A 26,593-nucleotide genomic window follows, 5' to 3' on the forward strand; every position below is an offset into this window, starting at 1 on the left:
GTAATCTAGCCCTTGAGATGTCGAGGTTTATTTTCTCGTACGTATTCGTCGAGATTCTCAAAGCTCTGTGACGTAACTTCTGCCGTTCCCAGAACCTTCTTGAGAGATGCTGGTAGCCACCATGCTTTTTCACCCAGCAGATGCATTGTTGCGGGGATGAAGGTTGTGCGTACCAAGAATGCGTCCATTGCCACGCCAATAGCTAGAGCAAAACCGATAGGACGAACAACCGTCAGGTGAGAGAAGACGAAACCTGCGAATACAGAAATCATAATAATTCCGCAAGCCGTAACAACTTTGCCGCCTTGAGTGTAACCAACTTTGACAGCTTCACGAGCGGTGAAGCCCTCACGATAAGCGTCTCTCATTCCTGAAACAATAAAAATTTGGTAGTCCACAGAGAGCCCAAAAAGTACGCCCACCAGAAGAATCGGTAAAAAGGCAAGAATTGGCCCAGGATGTGTAACACCGAAAAGCATTCCAAGCCAGCCCCATTGGTAGACCAACACGACTGCCCCAAAAGCAGCCAAGGTAGACATTAAAAATCCGACGGTTGCCATTAGCGGTATGAGTAAGGATTTAAACACTACCGTCATGATGATCAGACACAATAACAAGACAACTGTCAGATATAGGGGTACTGCCTGAGAAATACGATCAGATATTTCGATGTTGGCAACGGTCTGCCCGCTTAAACCGATTTGTGTTCGAGTCAGGTTCTCTACCTGTGGTAAATCCTTATGTAGCTGATGAACTGTTGAGACTGTTTGTTCATCGGCAGGGCCAGTTTCAGGAGTCAATGCCACTACGACAACTGAAGAGTCTTTACTAATGGCTGATACTGCTGCGGAGCGAATACCAGATATTTTGAGGTGTTCGGCAACGTCAACGCCAATAGCATGAGCACCAGCCGCATCTGTGCCTACAGGCGTTGTTGCCACAGCATAGATTCTTCCATTTGCGCCAGGGCCAAAAGTGTCAGCAATTTTTTCGTAGCTTCGGTATGCGGTGCTATCTTGACTCTGATATGAGCCGTCCGGCAGCCCAAGGCGCAACGTCCCCATGGGAATAATAGCTAGAGCAAGCAGAGTCAATGATAAGACGGTCATCATAACAGGGTGTCGAGTCACGAATGCGCCCCATCCGCGCTCAGCTTTCACGAGTTTTTCTTCTTTATTATCGTGAGGCTGGCCCTGACCTAAGGTCTTTTGTTGTTGTGCAGAGAGAATACGCACACCAACAAGAGCTAACAGTGCGGGGGTAAGAGTAATTGCTACCAGTACGGTAACGCCTACGGTAAAAGCACCAGCTAGCCCCATAATGCTCAAGAAAGGGATACCTGTCAGGCTCAACGCAGATAGAGCAACGATATTCGTTGCACCAGCAAATACGACGGAATGCCCAGCGGTCATATTAGCTTTAACAGCTGAAATGATGAGTGTGTTTCCTTCAGTGAGGAATTCTCGATGTCGATGAATGATCAACAATGCGTAGTCGATACCAACACCTAGCCCGAGCATTAACGCGAGAACGGGGTCTGTTGAGGTCATGGGGATGATGAGTGTGCTGGCAAAGACTAGTAGCACTCCAACACCACAACCTACTAGCGCAATGAGAACAGGAAGACCAGCAGCAATAACAGACGCTAAGGTGGCGAGTAGGACAATAGCAGCAACAACTAAGCCAATAGTTTCTGAGGCGCCAAAGACCCCAGAGACGTCTTGTGCTAGTTCGTTGCTGTAGTCGACATCAATTCCATAGTTTTCTAGGGTGTTGAAGATGTCGAAGATTTTTTGACGCTGTTCGCTAGAGAGCGCTTGGACGTCTTCGGTAAAGGTGAGGGTAATAAGTGCAATATTGCCTTCTTTGGAGAGAACTCGTTCGCCGTTGGCAAGGTTGAGTTCTCGTTGAGCTTCAGCAAGTTTTTGTTCTTCTGTTTTGATACGGTCACGGCTTTGTTCTAGCTGTTGCTGCTGTTGAGCAAGCTCAGGGGCATTTTGTGTCACCCATTCGGGTGATGAGTCAGGAAGCTGTGAGAGCGCTCCGGCAAGGGCTTGTTGTCCTTGTGCTAGTTCTTCTTTAGCGTGTGTGAGCTGTTGTGTGCCTTGGGCTAGTAGTTCAGCGCCATCGTCTAAACGTTCTTGCTGTTCGAAGGGGTTTGAGGCTGAAGCGACTTCAGGGAGGTCTGTTACTTCAAGAGAGAGTTGGCGAATCTTCCGACGTTCTTGATAATCAATGGGTTTGCCGTCGCGTCGAGAGAGCACAATAGAAGCAGAGCTGGTGCCAGCTTCTGGTATTGCATGGTGAAGTTTTTCGTTAACTTTTTCGAATGTGGCACCGGGGATAGCGTAGTTACTTTGAGCGCCTTGAGAGAAAGTCGCCGCAAAAATACCGGCCACACCTAAGATGAGCACCCAAACAATGATAACTAGTTTTGAGTGGCGAAAACATGTTATGCCTAGCCACCTTAGTATACTTTCCACAAACCGCCCCTAATAGTTTTTAACTGCCATTTTTTGGCCTAGCATGATGGTATATGTTTTTGTCCCCAAAAGAGCGGTATCACGCGCTAATTACTGATATGTTGAGCCGAACGTACAATCTCGAGCAACTCTTGAATCTGAGACATCGGCAACGTAGCTGACGGACTCAACGCGTTAATACGAACACCATCAGCACCCAGAGATTGAGCAAATTCCAAAACCTCCATCGCAGGAGCAGAACGCACCTGTAATTGAGGGTCGACTGAAGCCACCTCCGCAGCCGAGGTAAATACCAACATTGTCTGAGGTTCTTGTCCTTCAGGAACAGGAATGAAGAGAGGGGCCTCTTCTCCGGCTCTTACCCCCATCAAAAGGACAGAGCTGGGTGCGGTGAGCGCCGCCAATAGACGTTGCATATCACCATCTAACAGAGCACTTTTGACGTGAATGTTGTGAGGAGTACTCAGTACCCACGCAACCTGTGGTTTCTCAATAAATGTCTCGTGTTCAGTACCCGGATCAATCACAACCACATCACAGGTTTTATCAGCTAAAAAGTCAAGATATACCTTGAAAGCGTGTTCTCGAAGAATCTCGGGTTCAGAAGAGGATTTAGTGAAGCGAGTATGGAATTCCTTAACATATTTAGAGCTGGAATAAAGGCATAAAGCACGCATATCGTTTGCAAGGCGTAGCACACGATAACGGATTGTAGAACGTGGCCCTATTTTCTGTGACCCAGCAGGAACAAAAGTTGAGTCACTAATATCTAGCAGGAAGTCCCCGCCTAAAGATGCGCGGAGGACGTTGACCACAATAGCGTCGCTACGTTCTTTGCCTCGAGCTTGAGACAGAGCTTCGCTCAGGTAAGGGTTAGGAACCTCACAAGAGTCCGTGTTGGGTTCGTGGTCTCTTTTAAGTCGTCCTGATAAGCGCAATTGTGCCCATTGTGGAATCTGGCTTGCGTGCCGAGGGAAGTGTTCGAGGTGATATCGCACGTCTTGGCGAGACATGCGCCCCTCCCCCTCCCAGTCTTGAGGCTCATCTTGACGATTATAGGCCGCCCCTATCTGATAGTCAGGTTCGGGCCAGTTCTCTGCAGTCACAATAACGGTGGCAGTAAACCATGTACCTTCGTGTTCATCGTAGGCAGCGTGTTGCAGGTTCTCAATTTCAGGGATAACGATGGAGCTTTCTTTAATGGGCCCAACACTGCCGACGTAATCTTGTTCGTCACGAGTTTCTGTAATACGAGCAAAGATGGTTCCGCTCAAGGGTTTGAGTTCAAAGACAAGTTCATTCCACCCTGGCTCAGTTTTAACCGTGTTCAGAAGCCAGCTACCAATACGGGTGAGAGCTTCTTGAACTTTCGCAGGGCGTTCTTCTCTGCGAAAACGAGGTGTGTTCGTCATAGGTGGTCTTTCTTGCTCAGTGCGCAGGTGATACCGATAGGGGAAGTTCGTATTCCTTGCCTTTAAAGTTTCTCTATCTCATTTATTAAAGCAATGTTTTGAGTAGTTTTTCTCTTTTTGACGGAATCTACTCATTGTTGAGTCTTCATAAGATTTTTAAAATGGGGACAATTCCCCTCATAATGGAGTGTTCTTGCGTACTCTTTCAGCATGGGGCGGTGGTGGTGATACCCCGTAGGTGTTTATCCATATATGTCAGATATTCTTCATAATTGTGTTTCTCTTTCTAAAAAATGATGAAAACACTGGTTCTTGCAGAGATAAATACCAAAAATAGGGGCTCAGTAGACACAATTTTTGCTAGCCTTAAGCACATGACTAAAACACTGCAGGATTTGATTGACGAATCAATCTTTATTTCCACCGAATACCAGGCACGCCTAGCCGAGCTCAGTGGCGGATCTGAGTGGTCTGTGGACTTTTCAGCACCGTCTTTCACCCTCCAGTCTGATAGCTCGGTCAAACTCACACCATATCTTTTAGGAACTGAATCAGAAAACCGCGGTTCTTGGATTTGGTCATGGCAAGAACTGGGACATTTCCCCGATTCTGTAGTTTCGGCAGCTATTCAGGCACGAGAGTCGGGAGCGCAGCACTCTATAGGTGAACTGACCACAGATGAACTTCCACTTACTGACGGCATTGCACGCCAAGTAACTCTTGCTGCCAAGGCCCTCACCGGTATCTACGCGCACTACCCCATCACTGCTGGTGCAGGTGTTAAGGCGTGGATTCTTCTCGATGGTGATGCTTTAGAGCTCGAAGCGCCAACGATTAACCGTATGGGACGAGTCATGGCTCAAGCTCTCCAAACAAATACCGCTGTTAACCATCAGCGTGCCGTAGACTCCTATGCTCGTCTACGCGGTGCTCATATCGCGTGGGATACTGAGGCTACCGCCGTTATCACCACCACCGATGGGGCGCTCCGCCTCTGGTTTGACGGACAAAAAATCTCAGGTATTGAAGCAGCTGAGCCAGTTGTCGATTCTGCAGAGCTTAACCGTTGCGCAGCTCAAGCAATTGCATTGCGTGAACAGGCTGCAGCAGAACGCCAAGAAGTTGAGCGTATTGCCGCTTCTGAAGCAGCTGCTCAAATTGCTGCTCGTGAAGCAGAACAGCAACAAGCGGTTCAAGAACAAGCAGAACGCGAGGCTCAAGAACAGCTGGCACAGTCCACTCAGACACAAGAAGTTCCTCAAAACCTTGAAGAATCTTCTGAGCAGGTTGTTGAAGAAACTCTCGAAGAGGTGGAAGGCGTTGTCACTACTGACCGCGTTTACCCTCATACCGAGAAGCCTTACGACCAAGATCCGAAAGAGGACGCTCAGCCTGGTCGCGTTACAACTTCTGCAATTGCAGAAGAAGAAATTATCAGCGACGTAGAAGAAGAACGTCCTGTGGCAGCAGAACCTATCGACGATAACGATGCTGACACCGCAGAGCATGAAGAACGTCCGAGTGCATTCCGTGTTGCAGGTTCTGCTCCAGACCTTGAAGAAGAACAACACGAAGAAGCACGTCGTCCACGACGTAAAGAACAGCAGGAGAAAAAAGGTTTCTTCTCTCGTTTCTTCGGGCTCTAGTCTTTTTCTTCTTTGTACAGTACCCCCGGCTCATATTTATGAGTCGGGGGAACTTTTTCCCCGTTTCTATTCACCCTCTTTTATAGAAATACGCACCTTTTATGTCTTCTCCTTCGATGCAGCAGGTTTCCTCTGCTTCTCATACTTCAAGAACTCGTTCTGGTTTAGTCTCTGCAATTAGTGCATATCTTATCTGGGGTACGTTTCCGCTGTACTTCGCATTGACATTGCCAGCTACCCCCTACGAGATTGTTTCAATCCGTGTTATTTTTTCTTTGCTTTTATGCGCGGTCATTCTATATTTTATACCGCGCGGGTACCAGAAATTTTGGCAGGTTCTTAGTAACCCTAAAACGCTTCTTGTGCTTTCTATTGCTGCGGTGTTGATTGGTGCCAATTGGTTGTTCTACGTTATTGCCACGACCACCGGACATACGCTGGATGCTTCTCTGGGGTATTTTATTAATCCGCTGGTTAACGTCCTTCTAGGGGTGTTCTTTTTACAGGAGAGGTTGCGTTTACTTCAATGGGTTGCAGTGGCTATCGCAGCTGTTGCAGTGCTGGTGATGAGTGTACTTTATGGGCAGATTCCGTGGTTGGGGTTGGGCCTTGCTTTTAGTTTTGCGTTCTATGGTCTTGTCAAAAATAAGTTGGGTGGGAAAGTTCCACCTATTGCAGCATTTACTGTTGAAACGTTAGCTTTAGCTCCCGTAGCTGTTGTGGTGTTATCTGTTCTATGGAAGCAACATCATTTGACGTTATTGTCGGAGGGTACTGCTCATTTTTGGATTCTTGCAGCCTCAGGTATTTTGACGACGCTGCCCCTTTTGCTCTTTGCTGATGCTGCATCAAAACTGCCGTTGAGTCTTGTTGGCATTATTCAGTATATGACTCCTACTATTCAGTTCTTCCTTGCAATTTTGGTATTTCATGAGCAGCTCACGGCAGAGCGCTGGATTGGTTTTATGTTGGTGTGGATCGCAGTTGCGTTGTTTACTGTTGACGCAATTCGGTATTCACGGGTGAGAAGGCGTGCTGTTCTTAAAGCTGCATAGAGAGTGGTAAAAGTGGCAGAAGCTGTGCGTATTTAGTGTTCTTTTGCTTGTCATAGTGGTGTGGGTGGGCTCTCTGTAGAGAGCCCACCCACACCATTTAATGTGCGTTGAATTCGCGATGATAATTAGATGTTATCTTCTTCTTCCTCGGGGTGACGAGAGAGGTTAATTGCTGCGGCAACGAGTCCTCCCCAAATCATGAGGATTGAAGTTGTCATCATCATAACGGCGCTAGTTTCCATTATTTTAGACCTCTTTCTGTGCGTTGGTACGGGTGGGGTCGACGTATTCGGTCATGACCGCACCACCACTAACAGGCTGAGCTGGTGGCTGTAGCGCAGCTCGTGAGCTATTCGACCAGGGCAGACGAGAGATAACGACAGCAACGACGACGAGCAAGATGGACATGACCCACCCGAAAGGAATCAGTAGTGAGTCGGGGTAGCCTTCGTAGGGGGTGTTGATGAGTTTGATGACGGTAGTAATCAACGTGTATCCCAGCACTAGCGGGGTAATGACTGCTAGTAGTGCCATCCATAGTCCACCAACTTTGATAGAACCGTGTTGGTTGAGGTGGTCACGCAAAGTCGGCAATCCACGAACGAAGTAGGCGACCGTAACGATCGCGACAAGACCTGCAGCAAGAATGCCGAAAGTGTTGACGAAGTTATCGAGGATGTCGAGCACGTATAACGCGGAGGTTGTAGACATGAAGACGGTGGAGATGAGCGCAAGAGGCACGATAACTAATGCGGTAGCGTTGCGTCGAGCCATTCCGAATTTATCTTGAACACCAGCAACAATCACTTCCACAATGGAAATCATGGAGGTGAAACCGGCGAAAAGAAGCGAACCGAAGAATAGCAGTCCGATGATGGTTCCGCCAGGTGCTTGAGAGATGATGGTGGGGAAAGCAATAAATGCAAGTCCGATGCCTGATGTCGCTACCTCAGATACGGCAGTTCCTGCAGCATTTGCCATAAAACCTAATGCCGCGAATACGCCGATGCCTGCTAGAAGTTCAAAGCCAGAGTTTGAGAATCCCACAACAGCGCCAGAGCCGGTGAGGTCAGCTTTAGGTTTGAGGTAAGAAGAGTAGGTAATCATGATGCCGAAACCTACAGAGAGGGAGAAGAAAATCTGCCCGTATGCGGCAACCCATACTTGGGGGTCTGCCAATGCTGCCCAGTTCGGAGTGAAGAGTGCGTTAAGTCCTTGGAAAGCTCCTTCAAGGGTGAGAGAGTATGCGACAAGGACAACGAACATGATGATCAGTAGCGGGATGAAGAGAACGTTTGCTGCTCCGACACCTTTTTGAACGCCGAGGGACATCACCATCAGTAGAACAGCCCAGATGAGTGCTAAAGGAATGAGAATTCCTGGAACGAAGTCAAAGGATAGGGCAGGATCTCCTACGTGGAGGAATTCTCCCGTAAAGAATGAGGCTGGGTCCTCTCCCCAACTGCTGTTGAGAGAGAAGAGCATATAGCGCAAAGACCATGCGAGAATAGCTGCATAGTAGATGGCGATGATGAAGTTGATACCCATATGCCACCAACCGATGAACTCGGTTTTGCGGTTGAGTCGGCGGAAAGCGAGTGGGGAGGATGCGCGCCCGCGGTGGCCGATAGAGTAGTCGAAGAAGAGGAAGGGCAGACCCGCCGTAAGTAGTGCTACGAGGTATGGAATCATAAATGCGCCGCCGCCGTGATCGTAGGCGACGTAGGGGAAACGCCAAATATTGCCCAGTCCAACTGCTGAGCCGATAGCGGCGAAGATAAATACTTTTCGGCTAGAGAAACTTTCGCGTTTCTTTGGTGCCTTTGCGGTTGCTCCCATGGAGTAATCCTCAAGTCGTTGTGTCAATGTGTGTATGTGTGTTTTACGTGAGGTTGCCTGAAGATGACGCGCTTGCGTAAAAAATTTACTCTTTACAATGCCAGATTTATTGTCAAAATAACGACAATCTACGGTATTTCTCATTATTTGAGACTTCAGGGGATGATACACACCAAAGACTCCCCTCATCCGCGAATGAGAGGAGTCTGAGTATTAGAGGTTTGGTATTCGTTTAAGAATCACGGCGAACAACAGCGTGAGCGAAGGAGATGAGCGCTTCTTTTGCTGTCGAATCAGGTAAGGATTTAAGCACCTGAACAGCGTCGTCAGCCCATTGGCACGCGATGCTCCACGCTCGCGCCGTTACAGGGTGAGCAGATAATGCTTGTACCGCCTGTTCTAAGGCTTCGTCACTCGAGAGATCTCCACGAATCATCTCAAGGATTTCTTGTGCTGAGCTGTCTTGACGTTCAGCTTCTTGCTCTAGAAGAATAGTCGGCAATGTGGGAACGCCTTCTCGCAGGTCTGTTCCTGGAGTTTTACCAGATTTTTTACCTTCGCCGGTAATGTCGAGTACGTCATCAGCTAGTTGGAAAGCTACACCGACAAGCTCTCCGTATCGTGCAAGAGTTTGAATGGTAGATTCTGGCGCTTCTGAGAGGATACCGCCATAAGAACCGGCGGCAGCGATGAGAGAACCAGTTTTACCCTCAATAACTTTGATGTAATGGCTGAGGATATCTTCATCTGGTTCGGGGCCTAAAGTCTCGAATAGTTGCCCAAGGACGAGGCGTTCAAAGGTTTGAGATTGAACAGACATGGGGCGAGAGCCAAGGTCGCTGACAATCAGAGAGGCACGGGAGAAGATGAGGTCTCCGGTGAGAATAGCTACAGAGTTACCCCAGATGTTTTGTGCGGTGTCTACGCCTCGGCGTTTGGGGGCGTCGTCCATGACGTCGTCGTGGTAGAGGGTTGCAAGATGTGTGAGCTCAACGACGACTGCGGCGTCAAGGACTTTGTCGTTGATTCCACCACCGGCGGCAGCTGCCAGTAGTGTCAGTAGGGGTCTGATGCGTTTTCCGCCGGCATTAAGTAGGTGTCGCGAGGTGACATCTGCGATACGGGAGGTTTGTGTTACGGCTTTGGAGAGGCGTTGTTCGATTTCGCTGAGGGATTCGAGAATCTGAGGCCCGAGGTGTTCGTCTTGGGCGATGATGTCGAAGCCTTTAGGGAGGTTGTAGGAGATGTCGTTGAATAGTTCGTTTACCATGCTAGGCTCACAGGTGTTCGTCTCGGGGGACTTATTTTGGTCTGTCACGGTAGATAGTCTCTTTTTTCTCACGGAGTGTTATTTCTCAATAGTAAAGCCTCGACCGGGTTTAAAACCACGGTGTATAGCTACGATGCCGCCGCTGAGGTTTCGGTATTTTACGTTTTCCCATCCGGCTGCTACAAATTCTTGTGCTAGTTGGTCTTGTGTGGGCCATGCCAGAATGGATTCTGCGAGGTAGACGTAGGATTCTGGGTTAGATGAGATGACTCGTGCAACCGGCGGAATGGCTCGCATAATGTATTTTTGGTAGATGGTGCGGAAGGGCTTCCACGTGGGTGTTGAGAATTCGAGGAGTACGATTCTGCCGCCGGGTTTGGTGACTCGGTAGAGTTCTTGTAGTGCACGCTGGTATTCGGCGACATTACGTAATCCGTATGACATGGTAACAGCGTCGAAGGATTCGTCATCGAAGGGTAGTTGGGTGACGTCTGCTTGCATAAAGCAGATGTCGGGTCGGCGGCGACGTCCGACGGCGAGCATTCCTTCGGAGAGGTCTGCTGCGATGACGTCTGCGCCGCGGTCGGCGAGGGGTTCGGATGAGGTTCCGGTACCTGCTGCGATATCGAGTATTTTTTGTCCTGGTGCAACGTTGAGTGCAGCGACGGTTTGTTTTCGCCAGTAGATGTGTTGACCTAGGGATGCGATGCCGTTCATGAGGTCGTAGCGGTCGGCAACGTCATCGAACATTGCGGCAATATCTGCTGTTTTCTTATCAAGATCTGCTCGGTTCACATCTGCTATTGTTTCATGGTTTCGTTGAAAGCTCATCTCGGCACTCGTATGTTCTTGCTAAAGGGCTGAAAAACCTTATGGTTACGTTATCCTCGACACATTCCCCACTATTGCATGTTTTTACACTACTATGCATAATTTTGCGTTAGGATGTTTAACACCGTTGAGCACACACCATGCATAACGCGTCAAACAACATAGCCCGCATCAAGGAACACACCATGAAAAAGACCCTCTCCACCACCGTCACCGTTCTCGCACTCAGCGCCCTAACACTCACAGGATGCCAGTCAACAGACTCAACCACCGCAGAAGGCGACCCAAAACTCGTTACCAGCGGCGAGCTCACAGTGTGCACCAACAGCCCCTACAAACCCTTTGAGTTTGAGCAAGACGGAAAAATTGTTGGCTACGACATGGACATTGCACAAGCTATCGCCGACAAACTCAAACTTAAACTCAACATCTCCAACACCGGCTTTGAAGGACTCGACTCCGGAGTAGCTCTCTCTTCTGGACAATGTGACATCGCCATTTCCGGCATTACTAAAACCGAAGAACGAGCCACCAAAATGAGCTTCACCGAACCATATCTCAACGACAATCTCGGCATTCTCGTACCTAAAGATTCAACAATCGCCAACGCCGACAACCTCAAAGATCAAAAAGTTGCAGTACAACAAGCAACCTCTGGAGAAAAATACGCCACAGAACATCACGCAGACACCGTCCAATACGAAGACGCAGCGCTGATGATTCAAGCTCTACAAACAGGTCAGGCACAAGCTGTCATCGCCAATATCTCCGTGATTTCTCAAGCACTCACCTCAGATGATTCCTTGAAACTTGCAGAAGAAATTAACACGCACGAAGAAATTGCTGCAGCGGTCGCCACCGATAACCAAAAACTTCTCGACGAAGCGAACAACGTTATCACCACCCTCAAAGAAGACGGCGAATTAGCAAAGCTTCAAGAAAAATGGCTCGGAGTCTCCACACAAAAGTAGCCCGCGAACCACACCATTTTCAGATTGGTGCGCTCACGCACCTCACTCTTACGCACGGGGAATAAAGGACATTCCATGGCATTGACCTTACGTCAAAAACAGACCTACAGCAGATACGCTCAATATGCAGCACTAGCAATCATCATCTTAGTGCTCGCTGCCCTAGCAGACTGGCATACCCTCTACAAACAGGTTTTCAACCCAACTGTTATCGCAGAGCAATTCCCATCGGTCATCACCATCGCGCTCAAAAATACTATTATTTATACGGCGTTAGGATTTAGCTTAGGACTATCATTAGGTGTGGTCTTGGCCTTGATGAAAATATCATCTATCGCGCCCTACCGTTGGATAGCATCAATTTATATTGAACTTTTCCGCGGAATACCAGCACTATTAGTATTCCTCGCGTTTGGATACGGCATTCCCCTTGCATTCCACGTAAGGTTCAATAGCTATATCACCATCATGCTGGCGTTGGGTATTGTCTCTGCCGCATACATTGGCGAAGTGCTCAGAGCAGGGCTACAAGCAGTACCTAGTGGACAATATGAAGCAGCGCGCTCACTTGGAATGTCCCACCCCCGTGCAATGGTAACCATTATCATCCCTCAGGCCTTCCGCATCGTGCTACCACCGTTAACAAACGAAATTATCCTCCTGACCAAAGATTCTTCACTGGTCTATCTATTGGGGATGTCTATTTCCGAATACGAATTAGCCAAGTTTGGCCGAGAAGGGCTCTCCGCCGCAAACGCGGGGCTGACACCTCTTGTCGTAGCAGGGTTCTGCTATCTGCTCATTACTATTCCTTTAGGCTTCCTCGCCCGCTATTTTGAATCTCGTTTCAAGACCACCACACGACGCTAACTCGTATCGGAAAAATACTATGACGACTCAATACCCTGCATCCTCAGTTCATATTTCTAATCTGCATAAATCCTATGGTGCTGTAGAAGTGCTCAAAGGTATCAACCTCGACGTTCAGCCCGGAGAAGTCCTCTGTCTCATTGGACCTTCAGGCTCTGGTAAATCAACACTCCTACGGTGCGTCAACCTTCTCGAAACTCCTGAACAAGGAGAGATTATTGTCGCCGGACATCATGTGTTAAGCCCAGATGTTGATATCAACGCACTACGGCAGACGGTGGGGATGGTTTTTCAGCAATTCAATCTCTTTCCTCATCTGACAGTCCTTGAAAATTGCACTGTTGCACAACAAAAAGTTCTTAAACGAGACAAACAACAAGCCAAAGACATCGCGCTTAAAAATCTTCAAAAAGTCGGTCTGGCAGATAAAGCACAGCGATACCCAGAACAGCTATCTGGCGGACAACAACAGCGAGTGGCTATTGCTAGGGCACTTTCGATGAACCCTCAGCTTATGCTTTTTGATGAACCAACCTCAGCGCTAGACCCCGAAACAGTTGGTGAAGTACTCACCATCATGCGAGAACTTGCTGAAGAGGGTATGACCATGATTGTGGTAACCCACGAGATGGACTTTGCACGAGATGTAGCAGACCGCGTCATTTTCATGGATCGAGGCGTTGTTGTCGAAGAAGGTCCAGCTTCACGAGTCATTGGTTCCCCACAACAAGAGAGAACTCAAGACTTTTTATCTCGTGTTCTACACCCAACGCAGACTCGAGCTCAATAGTATTTTTGAACAGCTATCAGCAATGGTTATAGTTGCTCAGCAGGAACCTGAATTTTGGGGTCAAGGTTCTCGCCCGTAAGCATAATAACCATCACCGTCGCTGGTGTATCAGCGTCTACTTGGTGAAGAAGGTGGTCTGTTAGATGAATTATCTGCCCAGGAACCAAGGTGCGGCTCTGCCCGCGAACGGTCAACCGTACTTTTCCTTTGAGCACTTGCACAATAATGGGGTGAATACTGTGATGTTCTTTCCAGCTTTGTCCTTGTGCTAGTTCAAGAAGCGTCACGCTAGCGCCCTGAGCATCCACAATTTTTTGTGCTCTACCCTTATGTTCTAATGGTTGCAGTAATTCTGTTAATCCTTTGAAGATGAGGGCTTGCCCTTGATGTGTTCCTGCCATGAGTCCTCCACGTGATGGATTGTAACGCTCATTCCCTCAGGGAGCTGATAAGCATGAGCAAGGTCTTCGAGTCGAACACGATGAGGTGTTCTAAAGAATCGTTCTACGGTGTGAGTATAGGCAGGGTCTTGCGCAAGTTCTCCGTGTTCAAGCGTTGAGAAGATACCGCCTCCGCAATCGTCAAGAACATCAATATGCAGTTGAGGAGTCAGCTCGTATGCGCCGATGTTCAAAGAAGACACGTCATAAAGATACGTTAAATCTCCGCAGATAAGGTGCACGGGGTCAGCAGATTCAGCGGTAGAGAATTCTGTTTCTCTCCCATATCCGCCCAAAGAAATGCCACTTGCGGTAGCTATCATCCCATCAATTCCAGCTAATCCACGAGATGCATAAACTCTCGGTGTTTTTGAAGCGCTGGGGGCAATAAGGTCAAGGTCACGGATGATGTTTGATGATCCGCATACAAGAATTTCATGATGTTCAAGAGCCTTATTCCATGCTTCAAGAGCTAAAGACATTCCGCTTAAGCGTTCGTGAGTTTCTCCATTATTGCGGTAGTTTTCGAGAGAATTCAGCAATTGTTGGCGAGATTCTCTACCTGAGTCTTTCCAACGTTGTAGCCAGCTTTTAGCCGATTGAGCAGTTTCTGTTACTCCATGCCCTGAGAATTCTGCTAGTTCGACGAGAGTGGTGTATATTGTTTCGTCTCGTTTTGAGGTTTCACACCAGCTAGCAGGTTTTTCCATATATATGGCTTTGCGGATGTCTTGACGCTGAAGTAAAGAACTAATTTGGCGAGTGAGAGTCGGGTGCCCAAAAAGCACGACCCGTTCTATTTCTTCGCTCAAAGAGGTGTCAAGCACTTTCGGGTATGCCTCGATAGCGGTTTCTCCGTAGCGAGCGTGCGAGGATGGTTCAGCAAGAAGAGGTAAAGAAAGTTTTCGCGCAAATTTTTCAGCGATTGAGCCGGCTCCGTCTCCTGCAATAACAACTGTTTTATAGGAGTTTTGGGGGCGGTATTCTTCAGCTAAGAAGGATTCTGCTGTTGTATCGACGCGAGAAATAGGAGAGTATTCTTGGCGGTTTTTAAGGGTGTTAGCCCATTGGCTCAGCAATGGTGCGCTGCCGGCAGGCGGTGTTAGCGGAGTGTCAAAAGAAAGATTGATATGTGCAGGCCCGATGGGTGTTTGAGAGGGCTGATTCCAATTTTGTGGGTCGCGTCCGCTGAGGGCTGCAAGGACTTCTGAAAAATGTTGAGTTTGTTCTCCAGCCGGTGATTCTGGGTATTGGGTGAGATCAGCTTGAGCACGTACAAATGCAGTAAAAATACCAGGTTGGTAGGTGGTTTGGTTAGCGCCAGTTCCGCGGAGGCGTTGAGGACGGTCTGCGGTTAAGGCGAGGAGAGGGATTCCGCTGTGGAAGGCTTCCATCATTGCAGGCAGTAGTTCACCGACGGCAGTTCCTGATGTGGTGACTACGGCGACAGGGCGTTGCGTGGCTTTGGCTATTCCGAGCGCAAGGAAACTGGCACTTCTTTCGTCGAGACGGACGTGTGCGTGCAGAATATTTGCTTGTTCAAGGGCAGCAATGGCGTAGGCGAGGGGTGCGCTACGTGAGCCGGGGCAAAGTACGATATGTTCCATACCAGCACGAACGAGCGAGTCGAGAACGGAGATTGCGCTGATAAGCGATTCTGGGATGGGAGCATTTTCGTCGGCTGAAGTCACGTTGCTATTCTACTGTCTCTGGTGAGAGTGCGCGAAAAGTTGAGTTTTTCTTAAGAACTATTGTGGGTTAGTTCATATGTAAAAAATGTTTTTAATCTACGTTAGGGGTGCTTTATTAAAGTTTCTTTACTTTAATAAAGCACCCCTAATCATGGATTAAAGTGCTAGTGATAATGTTGCCGGTCCTGCCTTATGAAGAAGCAGTTTTGGCAGTTACCGCAGAGTAGTCGTAATAGAGGTTCCAGCGTTCTTCTTCAGTGAGTTCGGGAGTCATGAAAATCTGTTTGAAGTTCTTGACAATCTTGGTGCTTACTGAGTGTGATTTCATAGTTTTAGGGGAAGATTGCAGTAGAAACATTTTCTTTACCTCTAATATCGTGGTTGACGCATTGGCGCTGGTATTTGGGGGCATCCAACTTCGAATGCGTCCAAGACCTCTTTGCCGTGAAGCATTTATCTTGCGAAAACCACAGTAACACAGTTATGCGTCCACCTGTAGACCTCTATGGGGACAAAAATGCCAAAAAAGCGGAGCGCTAGGCGACAGTTGTCCCCTATTCATAAGAAACTTATGCAAGTTTAAATAAAACGAAAGTCCTCAAGAGGCTAGATGTCACCATGAAACCTTTCGAATTAGAGCTAAAAACTCAACATCAAAACATTTCAATGAAAAATAATAGACAAATACATAAAATAATGTAGCTATCAAAAAAAGATTGAAAAACTACCCTTTTACGCGGGCACAAAAAGCACCACACCAATAAAAGTGATTTTATTCACACAAGCGGTGTCGTAGTGCTACCGAGCGAGACAACGTCACAAACGTTCTTCTAACACCCGATAACAACGACGCACCCTCTCATGCCACCAACGACGCACATCTTCGTCCACCGACAAAGAAGAAACTAACGCTTTATCCACCTCAACATCACACACAGGAATCACCCCATCGCGAGCGCACAGCGAATCTCGTGTCACGTCCGAAGACATCAAAGAGACCGTCCCCAGACCACAGCCAAAAGGAAGCTCCGGTAAAGAGGCTGCCAAAGCAATACCCGAACGAATACCAACCGAACTTTCCAAAGCAGAAGAAACGACCACCGGCAGTCCGGCTTGCTCACACACTTCAAGAGCGCGTCTGACACCGCCTAAGGGCGCCGCTTTAAGAATCAATACATCGGCAGCGCCACGCTCAGCCACTTGCAAAGGATCTTGCGCTTTACGCACCGATTCATCCGCAGCGATAAGCGTACCGACACCTTGCTCACGTAACTTCGCGTGCAAACTCGCCATCTCATCGACCGATTGAACAGGTTGCTCTACATACAACACGTCAAACTCTTCAAGACGTTGTATTGCCTCAAACGCTTCATTCATGCTCCAGCCTCCGTTAGCGTCAACTTTTAAACGCGCATCAGGAGCATACCGGTGTACAGCACTAACTCGTGCAATGTCCTCGGCTAAGCTCTGCCCTCGCTCCGCAACCTTAATCTTCACCTCGCGGATTTTCCCCTGATAACGGCCAAGAACCGCAGGAACCTGCCCAGCGTCCACCGCTGGCAACGTTGAATTGACAGGAATGGTAGAATGTATCGGTTCGGGGAACCCTAGCCATGCAGATTCTAAAGCTGATGACAACCAATACGCAGCTTCTTCCGGTGGATACTCAAGAAACGGAGCAAATTCACCCCAGCCAGATTCTCCTTCAAACAACATCGTCTGGCGAAAGTGAACCCCTCTAAACTTCACTCGCATTGGTATTTGCACCACAACGCTATGAGCAAGCACCTCCGATAGTTGTGGCAAAGTACCTGTCTTCCAGATAGAGGACGCAGAAGGTTCCATGAGACTCATTTCGTACACCAAAGAGAGAATAGTTCCGTATCCCCATCATAACTAATCACCGAAAACTAAAATTTCCGTTAAATACAGCACCTAGGAGCAGGGTTCGTGAAACGCACACCATTTTGTCAGGAAAACTTCAAAACTTTCTGCAACAATAATGATGGCTCTCAAACACAATGACCACAACCGTAGACCAGCAGAAAGGCAGTTCGTACGCTCTTATGCACAGAGAAGAACAGCCCCGCCAATCCCATCATGGCGACCAGACAACTCAGGTTCTACCCACCACACCAACAGCGCGTTTTCCCACAGAGCACACATCTGCCCTGAGCACGTCAGCACTTAAAGAACTGACGCCAAGCCACCTTCGACGGACACGGCCCACCTTCTGGGCAATGATGCAACACGTATTTGTTTTTCTTCTTCTCAGCACTGCGTTGACTGGCTCTTTTTATTTCTTCGTTAAAACAAGTATTGGCCAACGTCTCGACGAAATCGCTTTTACAGAGTTTTCTTACCAACTCACCGATTATCAACAACCTACCGAGAGAATACTCAACTTCATTCCAACTGTCGCTGTAATAAGTGCTATCATCGGACTGATTTTTGTCGTTATCTGGAAACATCGTTTTGTGCCTTCACTCATAGGCCTCGGTATTGCGATGTGCTCCTATCTCTCAGCCTATCTACTCAAATACCATCTCATTACCAAACCTAACTACGGTATCCAAGAAGCCGTTCTGAACTCTGCACCATCGGGGCACACCACCGTGGCAGCAGCTGCAGGCTCTGCACTTTTTCTAGCAGCTCCTAAAAAACTTCGGCCTCTAGTCGCTCTGATCTCTGCAATTCTTACCGCAGCGACAGGGTTTTCTACTATCGTCAATGGGTGGCACCGCCCAGCGGACGTTATCACGGCAGTTCTCTTAGTATCCCTCTGGACTGTTATTGGCCTTGCCATTCTACGTTTTGTGCGTTCTGAGGAACTCGATATGAGTAACACTCAACGGAGCGGTTTAATTCTTATCCCCCTGTTAAGCATTGCTGGTTCTTTTCTTGGGTTCTGTTCTTTAGCGCTCTACGCCATTACGATTTATTCGCCTTTTCCCGGTTGTGCTCTTAGCGCAGCAACCTGCATGATTCTTACGGTTATCTCGTTTAGCACATCATGGCTTGTTACTCTTTTGAGACCACAGAATAAGATACGTTCCCCCTATTACACGAAGGTGTGGACCTACTAAAAAACATGGGGTGGGATAGAACAAGAATGTTCTATCCCACCCCATGCGCATTAACAGCTCAAGAGCTCACGCTATAAGCTACGTCCTGTGGTGATAGGGCCGGTAAGCCCACTCGGATGATCGTCAAAAGTCGTCTGACTCAAGCCTTGGCCTTTATGTTCCTGATTCTCTAACCACTTCATGCGGTCTAGAAGAATACGGGTTGCTCCACCAGAGTACGGTAATTGGTACATTGCAGCGGTGGTTACGCCGGCACTTGTATTGAGAGCAGAACCTTTAATACGGTCAATTGCATCTTGCATCGTATCTGCCATACGAACAATAAAAGTACGCTCTACGGGGATACCATGTCCCGGAACAAAAACCCGATATCTATCAAGCTCAGCTAAATGACGCAGAGTCGATACCCATAGTTGCGGGTAAGAGTCGTCAAAAGCGGGGTCAGAACCTTGTTCTACGACGTCTCCGGTGAAGAGAACGTCATCTACACCGACCAACACGTCCGAATCGGTATGTGCCAGTCCCAGATAGAAGAGTGTTACCGCACGATCCCCTAACTCAACTCGAGTAAATGAAGCGCGGGTTCCGTCTCCCGGTAAGAGTCGTTGAGGAACAACAAGGTGTGTATTAGGGCCTTCTTGATGGGCCATCTCTGGTTCAAGAACTTCAACATATGAACGCTGTAGATTGCCATAAAGCTCAATAGCTCGTGCAGCTCGAGGGTGCGCCCAAAAACCTTGTGCACCATCAGCTTCAAAAACAGCATTTCCCATAAAACGGTCAAAATGAGCGTGTGTGCTCACAATCGTCAGAGGAAGTTCAGTAATGCGTCGAACAGCACGCAGAATCTCTGCTCCCTGACGGGGCCCTGCTCCCGTATCGACGAGCATAGCTTTTTCCGCACCGACGATGAGACCCGAGTTCAGCCGGTAATTATCCGTGCTAATGAGGTACACACCGTCTGATATTTCATTTGTACGTGCCATGTGTTCTACGGTACTTGCATTAGGTGGTATATGTTGTGTTCTATACCCATAAAAGACCATGTCGCAATACATCTCACAGCATTTTATGAGGCTTTACCGCCAATTATTCATAAGACCGATACCATATAGACCGTGATAGACTTCGGCAATTTTCCTTCAACAGATACAACATCGACGCCCCCTATACGAGGACGATACGCTCCTTCCCCCTCTGGAGATTTACATTTAGGGAACTTGCGAACCGCTCTTTTAGCGTGGCTTATGGCTCATAGCCAAGGCGGAGATATGGTCATGCGTGTCGAAGACCTTGATCGTGTTCGTGAAGGAGCTGCACAACGACAATTACAAGACCTCACCCAATTAGGTATTACCTATACCGGTGAGGTGCTTTACCAGTCCACACGCCAAGAAGCCTATCTTCAAGCAGTCGAAAAGCTTAAAGAACAGCATATGGTCTATGAGTGTTTTTGTACTCGTAAAGAAATTCAGCAAGCAACCACGGCACCTCATGCTGCCCCAGGGGCTTACCCTGGAACGTGTCGCTCCATCTCAGATGATGAGCGTGCTGCCCGACGAGAGGTACGTACCCCCGCATTGAGGTTACGTTCTCAATGCTCTCAATACACGGTTCATGACTTTTTTTACGGAGAATACACAGGTGTAGTTGATGATTTCGTCTTAGTGCGTAACGATGGAACTATTGCATATAACCTAGCGGTAGTAATTGACGATGATTTTCAAGGGGTTACACAGGTTGTTCGAGGTGATGATTTACTTCCTTCAGCCCCACGACAGGCGTATCTTGCGCAGCTTTTGGGATGTTCTCCGGTGCAGTACGCACACGTTCCTTTAGCGCTCAATAGTGCCGGTCAGCGCCTTGCAAAACGAGATGGTGCTGTTACTATCCCCGAGTTGTATCGTCAAGGTGTGAGCATTGATGAGATTGGACGGCTTATCGCTTCTTCTATTCCGCTTCCGCGGTTAGGACCTCAAAACGGTGGCCTTTTGCCGAAGAATGCTTCAGAGATGCTCACAGTATTTTCTCCCCAGCTGATACGTCAGCAGCCCTGGGTTGTTATTGACCCGTTTGTGAAAGGATAGTGGTATTGGCTAAGTTCACCGTAGATGCCCTAGCAGCAAAAATCCCCTCTGAGCACCGCGGAACTGCTGCTCTAGCTCTCGTGATGCTCGGCTCAATCAGTCTGCAGGTGTCTACTGCTTTCGCCTCAGACCTCTTTCAGCAGTTCACTCCCATTGCGGTCACGGGAATGCGTATGGCAGTTGCGGCAGTTATCCTCTTTTTGATTGTTCGCCCTAATCCGTTCGCACTTAAAGCTTCTGACTGGCCGCAGGTGTTGCTTTATGGTCTTGTTGTGTCTCTTATGACCGGCAGTTTTTATATGGCTGTTAGTTATATCCCGTTAGGAATTGCGGTCACTGTTGAGTATCTGGGTGCTTTTGCTATTTCTCTTTTGGGCGTTAAACGTATTCGAGATAGTTTCATCTCGTTAGGTGCTTTAATCGGTGTTGCCCTCATTGCTGGGCCGACTTTTGAAAGTAGCCATCTTATTGGCTATCTTTTTGCGGTGATGAGTGCAACATGTATGGGTGGATATACGTTCTTGTCAGCTCACCTTGGCACTAAAGGTTCTCCAGCGGTGAGTGGGCTCAAAGGCTTGTCACTCTCTATTTGTTTCTCGGCATTATTGCTGACGCCGTGGTCTGCACCGTCATTTCCGAGAGTGGACTTCAACGGTTGGTTCTTATTAGTCATGGTTGGTTTCTTAGGCGTTGTCGTAACATATTCTTTTGACGCGATTGCTGGCCGTATTACCTCGCCTGCTGTTATCGGAGTGTTGTTTAGTTTGGATCCGGTGAACGGCGCAATTATTGGGACGCTTCTTTTGGGTCAGGTACTCTCTATTTGGTCCTATGTTGGCATCGTATTGATTGCATGTTCCGGCGCATTATTGGTCTGGCAGACGAACAAATCGGCTATTAAGATTTCTGCTAATACGGCGATACTTGATGTGGTGGTTTCTACACGTACTCAGCAGTTACCAATCATTAGTAAGGACCTCAAATAGTTCTAGGTCGAAGAAGAATGAAGCAAACGCGCTGACTTATAGAAAGAGTGTCAGCGCGTTTCTCATATACTAGAATTAAGTTTTTCTTAAATATCATGCTCGGTTATTCTTAACAGTAAAATTGACCCGAACACCTATTGGTGAACTGTTAACCACTCAGGTCTAGCACTATTATTACATACATCACATACCCAATTCTCTAGGGGGCTCCTCAATGAGCAATACTACATTCCAGATTGCCGCGCTGGTCATCTACTTTGCCGGCATGATAGCCATCGGACTCTGGGCAAAAACTAAAAACAACAATCTCGACGACTACGTCCTCGGCGGCAGGTCACTCTCCCCCACCACCGCCGCACTCTCTGCAGGTGCGTCTGATATGTCAGGATGGCTCCTCATGGGCCTCCCCGGCGCACTATATATCTCCGGACTAGCAGAAGCATGGATTGCCGTCGGGCTCACCATCGGCGCGTGGATCAACTGGAAAGTTGTCGCTCCACGACTACGCAGCTACACCGAAATTTCCCGAAATTCCGTCACTGTACCAGTCTTTTTCCACAACAGGCTACGCGATAACACTAAACTCCTGCGGATCATTTCATCCCTCATCATCCTCATTTTCTTTACCTTCTACGCATCCTCCGGCATGGTAGCCGGCGGAAAATTCTTCGCATCCTCCTTCAACTTAGATTTCCACGTCGGAATGCTACTCATCGCAGGAATTACCGTCCTCTACACTCTCTTTGGTGGGTTCCTCGGCGCATCCTACACCGACATGGTTCAAGGATTCCTCATGTTAGGTGCGCTCATCCTCATGCCTATCTTGGCGCTGTTCTACGTGGGTGGGCCCAGCGGTGCATACGAAACTATTTCAGCGGTCAACCCCACCGCGCTCTCACTGTTCGCAGGAACATCTTTCATCGGGATTCTCTCTGCATCAGCATGGGGCTTAGGGTACTTTGGGCAGCCACACATTATCGTGCGCTTCATGGCACTACGCACCCCTAAAGACGCAATCGCAGGACGACGTATCGGCATCGGCTGGATGGTTCTCACCGTTATCGGAGCTTGCTCATCCGGATTAATCGGCATCGCATACTTTGCAAAACACCCCGATGCGGCACTCACCGACACAAAAAACGCAGAATCCGTATTCCTCGACATGTCACAGATACTGCTACCTTCTTTCGTGTCAGGTTTCATTCTTGCAGCCGTTCTTGCCGCAATTATGTCCACGCTCTCTTCACAGCTCGTTGTCTGCTCTTCAGCCCTTGCCGAAGACCTCTACGGAGTTGTCACACAAAAACCACTCGAAGCAGCAAAAGGACTGTGGCTTGGACGCATGGGTGTGCTCGTAGTCTCCATCATTGCAGCAGTACTAGCATGGAACCCCAATAGCTCTATCCTCGAGTTAGTGTCCTTCGCATGGGCAGGATTCGGTGCAGCCTTCGGCCCCATCGTTTTGCTATCCCTCTTCTGGAAAAAACTCACCAACTGGGGAGCTATCGCCGGACTCATTGCAGGAACAATTACCGTATTTGTCTGGGGAAATAACGAAGCTCTCTCTAGCACTTTCTACGAAATTGCACCAGGGTTCATCGTTAACCTTGTATTTGCTGTAACCATCTCTTATGCAACATACTCACCCAACCCAGAGATTGAAGAAGAGTTCGAAGCAGCAGCGCTAGCGGCAAAGAACTAAAACTTCTCATAATACAGCTCAGGCGGTTACCACTAAACACCAGTGGTAGCCGCCTGAGCTGTTCTTTATCCTTCATCTTCCAGCCAAGATACAGAACGCAACGGTACACTAAACCCATGACCTATACACTGCCCGAAACTGTATCTGATATTTTTGACCCTCAACAATGGCGTACCGTCGAAGGGTTTGAAGAATACACCGACATCACCTACCACCGGCAAGTACTCCGCGACGAAAACGGCAACTACATCAAAGACCTCCCCGCTGTACGTATCGCGTTCAACCGCCCAGAAGTACGCAACGCCTTCCGCCCACACACCGTTGATGAACTCTACCGTGCACTCGACCACGCTCGAATGACCTCCAACGTCGGAACAGTGCTGCTCACCGGTAACGGGCCCTCCCCCAAAGATGGTGGATGGGCATTCTGCTCCGGCGGAGACCAGCGCATCCGAGGACGTGACGGCTACCATTACGCAGACGGAGACACCGCAGAAAGCATCGACCCTGCACGCGCCGGACGACTCCACATCCTCGAAGTTCAACGGCTTATTCGCACCATGCCCAAAGTCGTTATCGCCCTCGTCTCGGGGTGGGCTGCCGGCGGAGGACATTCCCTCCACGTCGTCGCAGACCTCACGATCGCGTCCGAAGAATACGGCAAGTTCAAACAGACTGATGCCACCGTCGGTTCCTTCGACGCCGGTTACGGCTCTGCCCTATTAGCACGTCAAATCGGCCAAAAAAATGCTCGTGAAATATTCTTCCTCGCACGCGAATATGACGCTCAACGCATGTATGAAATGGGTGCTGTTAATGAAGTTGTCCCACACCAAGAACTAGAGCATAAAGGACTAGAATACGCGGCACATATTGCACGACAATCCCCCCAAGCTATCCGCATGCTCAAATTTGCTTTCAACCTTCCCGATGACGGTCTACTCGGACAACAAGTCTTTGCAGGAGAAGCAACCCGCCTAGCCTATATGACAGATGAGGCTGTAGAAGGACGAGATGCATTCCTCCAAAAACGTGAACCCCGCTGGGAAGAGTACCCTTACTACTTCTAAAAGAACGAAACCTTAACGGCAGTCTCCACCGCTAAACGTTAGAAAAGACTGCCGTTGAGGTCTTCTTCTATCAACACGTCTAGAAAAACATTGCAGAAAAACACTCTATGACTGTCTCTTTTGACCCATCACAACTGCAGCCTTTTAGGCTACCAACCCCCGATATTTCACGAGCATTGCGTTTAGAGGCACAACATCCACGCGCGTATTCGCCAACAGACGTCCTACACTTTTTTGACAGATATTTCGCCGCAACACCTCACACCTCAGAAGATATTGCGCTTTTAGTGGGCACATCAGGCTCTACAGGCGCACCTAAAACAACGGTTCTTAGTCGTTCAGCATTAGTCCATTCTGCTCAAGCGACAGCTCAAGCAACAGGCTCTCAGCAATCACAATGGTTGTTATGCTTGCCCGTGCACTATATTGCCGGAGCACAGGTGCTCATTCGATCGGTACTCAACGGCACCACCCCCGTCATCACTGATGCCATCATGCACAACAGACACTTTAGTAGTGAAGATTTTCTACAAAGTGCTCGCACTATGACAGCCAAGACGAAAATGGTGTCACTTGTACCAACCCAGTTACAACAGCTTCTTGATGATGCACAACGGTTTCCAGAGCTCCTTGAACTCTTACAAGAGTTCTGCGGCATTCTTCTAGGCGGGGCACCAGCTTCGCGCTCATTACGTGAAAAAGCGCAAAAGTATCAGCTTAAGATATTTACCACCTATGGAAGTGCAGAAACAGCAGGCGGTTGCGTCTATAACGGTCTCCCGCTGTCCTCGACTCAACTTCGTATTGAAACACAGCATCCAGAAGATACAACAGGAAGAATCTGGTTAGGTGGAGAACACGTTGCCCACGGATATCTTGATCAGCCGCAGCGTACCGCTGAACATTTTTGGTACGAGAACAACGGGACACGATGGTATCGTACCGACGATATTGGTTCTTTATCACAAGGGTTTTTAGAGGTTCACGGTCGAGCCGATGACATTATCATTAGCGGTGGAGTAAAAATTGCTCCCGCCCCTATTGCACAATGTTTAGAAGCTCATCCTGCGGTCGTTTCTGCTTTTGTCTTTCCAGTTCCTCACCGACGATGGGGGCAAGCGGTAGGGTGCGTCGTCTACGCCCCTGAAGAATCACCGGCACGATTATCTCCCCAATTACAGCAGTTATGCCAGAATCTAGAACCTGCACAGCGTCCTAAATATCTCCGAGTTATCAGCACTTTGCCTCTACTTTCCACAGGAAAACCAGATCGAGAAGCGCTCCATACACTATTGCGTGAAGGATGAGGTCAATAAACTTTTTCTTCATCAAGGATTGCAGAAGAACAACTCCTGTTTCGTTCAGTATGAGAGAATGAGAGGTGCTCTAGCACCACTAGATGTTGTACCGCAAGAAAGGAATAATACGTGGCTACTCCGGCTCAATGGATTGAGGGGGCGCGTCTACGCACCTTGCCACTAGCTGTGGCACCCATTATTGCCGGTTCAGTTGCAGCTTTTGAATTAGGAAAGTTTAACCCGTTCAGAGCTTTTCTCGCTTTTCTTGTCGCCTTTTTTCTCCAAGTAGGCGTCAACTATGCCAATGATTATTCAGACGGTATCAAAGGAACAGATGAAGTAAGAGTTGGCCCATTACGTCTGGTAGGTTCAGGTGTAGCGAAACCGAGCCATGTTAAATACGCGGCTTTTAGTTGTTTTGCGTTATCTATGGTTGCTGGATTCTACCTTGTCTTCCTTGCGCAACAATGGTGGTTTTTAGCTATTGGAGCGTCAGCTGTCTTTGCAGCATGGGGATATACCGGAGGTAAACGCCCCTACGGGTATATGGGGTTAGGGGACCTCTACGTTTTTATCTATTTTGGTCTTGTTGCTACAGTTGGTACGCTCTTTACCCAAAGCGCACATTTAAGTACTACCGGCTGGGTGAGCGCAATATCTATTGGATTATTCTCTTGCGCATTATTGATGGCCAATAATATCCGAGATATCCCAACCGATAAAGAAAGCGGAAAATATACTCTAGCTGTACGTCTTGGGCAGAAGTGGTCGCGCAGAATCTATGTTCTTGAAATGCTCTGTGCCTTAGCTATCACTCTCATACTTGTTCCAGAGAATCCTTGGTACATGTTAGTTTTTGTACTGATAGGGCCCGTACTTCACTCATGTTTTGTGATATTAGCTCCGACTCATGGCAAAGAGCTCATCCCTGTACTCAAACAAGCTGGGCTCGTCACCCTTGCATATAGCCTGCTTCTGGTACTTGCTGCTTATTTAGGAACTCTCGATATATTCATCGTAGAGGCACCCACCTTTAACGGTTTCTAATACGAGGGGCATCATACGA

At 48.4% G+C, this 26,593-nt stretch carries 23 protein-coding genes; 12 read left to right on the forward strand and 11 right to left on the reverse strand.

Annotation, left to right across the window (positions count from 1 at the left end; all coding sequences use genetic code 11):
* Nucleotides 1–5: 5 nt before the first annotated feature.
* Nucleotides 6–2,414 (reverse strand): MMPL family transporter, encoded by a 2,409-nt coding sequence (locus tag ACN084_RS01350; RefSeq protein ID WP_419105650.1) that lies wholly within the window; start codon nt 2,412–2,414, stop codon nt 6–8.
* Nucleotides 2,415–2,569: 155 nt separating this feature from the next.
* On the reverse strand, nt 2,570–3,895 hold the full coding sequence (locus ACN084_RS01355) for an SseB family protein (RefSeq protein WP_419105651.1): 1,326 nt from the start codon (nt 3,893–3,895) through the stop codon (nt 2,570–2,572).
* A 374-nt stretch (nt 3,896–4,269) separates the two neighbouring features.
* Here ACN084_RS01355 and ACN084_RS01360 point away from each other — a divergent pair, with 374 nt between their 5' ends.
* A complete protein-coding gene (locus tag ACN084_RS01360) occupies nt 4,270–5,541 on the forward strand; it encodes a DUF6882 domain-containing protein (protein ID WP_419100931.1) in 1,272 nt (423 codons plus the stop codon).
* Nucleotides 5,542–5,642: 101 nt separating this feature from the next.
* Nucleotides 5,643–6,596, forward strand: coding sequence for an EamA family transporter RarD (rarD, locus tag ACN084_RS01365; protein WP_419105652.1), 954 nt, complete (start codon nt 5,643–5,645; stop codon nt 6,594–6,596).
* Between the two features lie 125 nt (nt 6,597–6,721).
* Here rarD and ACN084_RS01370 read toward each other — a convergent pair whose 3' ends face one another.
* The 4 genes from ACN084_RS01370 to ACN084_RS01385 all read right to left on the reverse strand — a co-directional run bounded on the left by ACN084_RS01370 (nt 6,722) and on the right by ACN084_RS01385 (nt 10,536).
* Nucleotides 6,722–6,838: a methionine/alanine import family NSS transporter small subunit gene (locus ACN084_RS01370; RefSeq protein WP_419100933.1), complete on the reverse strand. Its 117-nt coding sequence runs from the start codon at nt 6,836–6,838 to the stop codon at nt 6,722–6,724.
* A gap of 4 nt (nt 6,839–6,842) precedes the next feature.
* Nucleotides 6,843–8,435, reverse strand: coding sequence for a sodium-dependent transporter (locus tag ACN084_RS01375; RefSeq protein ID WP_419105869.1), 1,593 nt, complete (start codon nt 8,433–8,435; stop codon nt 6,843–6,845).
* Between the two features lie 232 nt (nt 8,436–8,667).
* The gene (locus ACN084_RS01380) at nt 8,668–9,705 is read right to left on the reverse strand and encodes a polyprenyl synthetase family protein (protein WP_419105870.1); all 1,038 of its coding nucleotides are present in this window, start codon (nt 9,703–9,705) and stop codon (nt 8,668–8,670) included.
* Between the two features lie 78 nt (nt 9,706–9,783).
* Nucleotides 9,784–10,536, reverse strand: a complete 753-nt coding sequence (locus ACN084_RS01385) for a demethylmenaquinone methyltransferase (protein ID WP_419100935.1) — start codon at nt 10,534–10,536, stop codon at nt 9,784–9,786.
* A 185-nt stretch (nt 10,537–10,721) separates the two neighbouring features.
* Between ACN084_RS01385 and ACN084_RS01390 the strand changes: the two genes are divergently transcribed.
* From ACN084_RS01390 to ACN084_RS01400, 3 genes are all read left to right on the forward strand, one after another.
* On the forward strand, nt 10,722–11,507 hold the full coding sequence (locus tag ACN084_RS01390; RefSeq protein ID WP_419105653.1) for a transporter substrate-binding domain-containing protein: 786 nt from the start codon (nt 10,722–10,724) through the stop codon (nt 11,505–11,507).
* Nucleotides 11,508–11,582: 75 nt separating this feature from the next.
* A complete protein-coding gene (locus tag ACN084_RS01395) occupies nt 11,583–12,377 on the forward strand; it encodes an amino acid ABC transporter permease (RefSeq protein ID WP_419100937.1) in 795 nt (264 codons plus the stop codon).
* 19 nt (nt 12,378–12,396) lie between these two features.
* A complete protein-coding gene (locus ACN084_RS01400) occupies nt 12,397–13,167 on the forward strand; it encodes an amino acid ABC transporter ATP-binding protein (RefSeq protein ID WP_419105654.1) in 771 nt (256 codons plus the stop codon).
* Nucleotides 13,168–13,193: 26 nt separating this feature from the next.
* Here ACN084_RS01400 and ACN084_RS01405 read toward each other — a convergent pair whose 3' ends face one another.
* The 4 genes from ACN084_RS01405 to ACN084_RS01420 form a co-directional block, all read right to left on the reverse strand.
* Nucleotides 13,194–13,568: a cupin domain-containing protein gene (locus ACN084_RS01405; RefSeq protein ID WP_419105655.1), complete on the reverse strand. Its 375-nt coding sequence runs from the start codon at nt 13,566–13,568 to the stop codon at nt 13,194–13,196.
* Complete coding sequence (gene menD / locus ACN084_RS01410) at nt 13,523–15,298, reverse strand: 2-succinyl-5-enolpyruvyl-6-hydroxy-3-cyclohexene-1-carboxylic-acid synthase (protein ID WP_419105656.1); 1,776 nt, start codon at nt 15,296–15,298, stop codon at nt 13,523–13,525. The genes ACN084_RS01405 and menD overlap by 46 nt, the downstream gene beginning before the upstream one ends.
* Nucleotides 15,299–15,488: 190 nt before the next feature.
* Nucleotides 15,489–15,656 (reverse strand): hypothetical protein, encoded by a 168-nt coding sequence (locus tag ACN084_RS01415; RefSeq protein WP_419105657.1) that lies wholly within the window; start codon nt 15,654–15,656, stop codon nt 15,489–15,491.
* 458 nt (nt 15,657–16,114) lie between these two features.
* Nucleotides 16,115–17,152, reverse strand: coding sequence for an o-succinylbenzoate synthase (locus tag ACN084_RS01420; RefSeq protein WP_419105658.1), 1,038 nt, complete (start codon nt 17,150–17,152; stop codon nt 16,115–16,117).
* A gap of 167 nt (nt 17,153–17,319) precedes the next feature.
* Between ACN084_RS01420 and ACN084_RS01425 the strand changes: the two genes are divergently transcribed.
* Nucleotides 17,320–18,384: a phosphatase PAP2 family protein gene (locus tag ACN084_RS01425; protein ID WP_419105659.1), complete on the forward strand. Its 1,065-nt coding sequence runs from the start codon at nt 17,320–17,322 to the stop codon at nt 18,382–18,384.
* A gap of 71 nt (nt 18,385–18,455) precedes the next feature.
* Here the strand turns inward: ACN084_RS01425 and ACN084_RS01430 are convergent, their stop codons facing one another.
* Complete coding sequence (locus tag ACN084_RS01430) at nt 18,456–19,370, reverse strand: MBL fold metallo-hydrolase (protein ID WP_419105660.1); 915 nt, start codon at nt 19,368–19,370, stop codon at nt 18,456–18,458.
* Nucleotides 19,371–19,502: 132 nt separating this feature from the next.
* Between ACN084_RS01430 and gluQRS the strand changes: the two genes are divergently transcribed.
* From gluQRS to ACN084_RS01460, 6 genes are all read left to right on the forward strand, one after another.
* Complete coding sequence (gluQRS, locus tag ACN084_RS01435) at nt 19,503–20,471, forward strand: tRNA glutamyl-Q(34) synthetase GluQRS (protein ID WP_419105661.1); 969 nt, start codon at nt 19,503–19,505, stop codon at nt 20,469–20,471.
* A gap of 5 nt (nt 20,472–20,476) precedes the next feature.
* Nucleotides 20,477–21,457, forward strand: coding sequence for an EamA family transporter (locus tag ACN084_RS01440; protein WP_419100946.1), 981 nt, complete (start codon nt 20,477–20,479; stop codon nt 21,455–21,457).
* Nucleotides 21,458–21,671: 214 nt separating this feature from the next.
* The gene (gene putP, locus ACN084_RS01445; RefSeq protein WP_419105662.1) at nt 21,672–23,159 is read left to right on the forward strand and encodes a sodium/proline symporter PutP; all 1,488 of its coding nucleotides are present in this window, start codon (nt 21,672–21,674) and stop codon (nt 23,157–23,159) included.
* A 116-nt stretch (nt 23,160–23,275) separates the two neighbouring features.
* Nucleotides 23,276–24,229: a 1,4-dihydroxy-2-naphthoyl-CoA synthase gene (locus ACN084_RS01450; RefSeq protein ID WP_419105663.1), complete on the forward strand. Its 954-nt coding sequence runs from the start codon at nt 23,276–23,278 to the stop codon at nt 24,227–24,229.
* A 107-nt stretch (nt 24,230–24,336) separates the two neighbouring features.
* Entirely contained in the window at nt 24,337–25,536 is a 1,200-nt protein-coding gene (locus ACN084_RS01455) for an AMP-binding protein (RefSeq protein ID WP_419100949.1), read from the forward strand.
* Nucleotides 25,537–25,656: 120 nt separating this feature from the next.
* On the forward strand, nt 25,657–26,574 hold the full coding sequence (locus ACN084_RS01460) for a 1,4-dihydroxy-2-naphthoate polyprenyltransferase (protein WP_419105664.1): 918 nt from the start codon (nt 25,657–25,659) through the stop codon (nt 26,572–26,574).
* Nucleotides 26,575–26,593: the final 19 nt, after the last annotated feature.

It is taken from the genome of Rothia sp. P7208 (genome assembly GCF_048512915.1).
Classification (GTDB): Bacteria; Actinomycetota; Actinomycetes; order Actinomycetales; family Micrococcaceae; genus Rothia.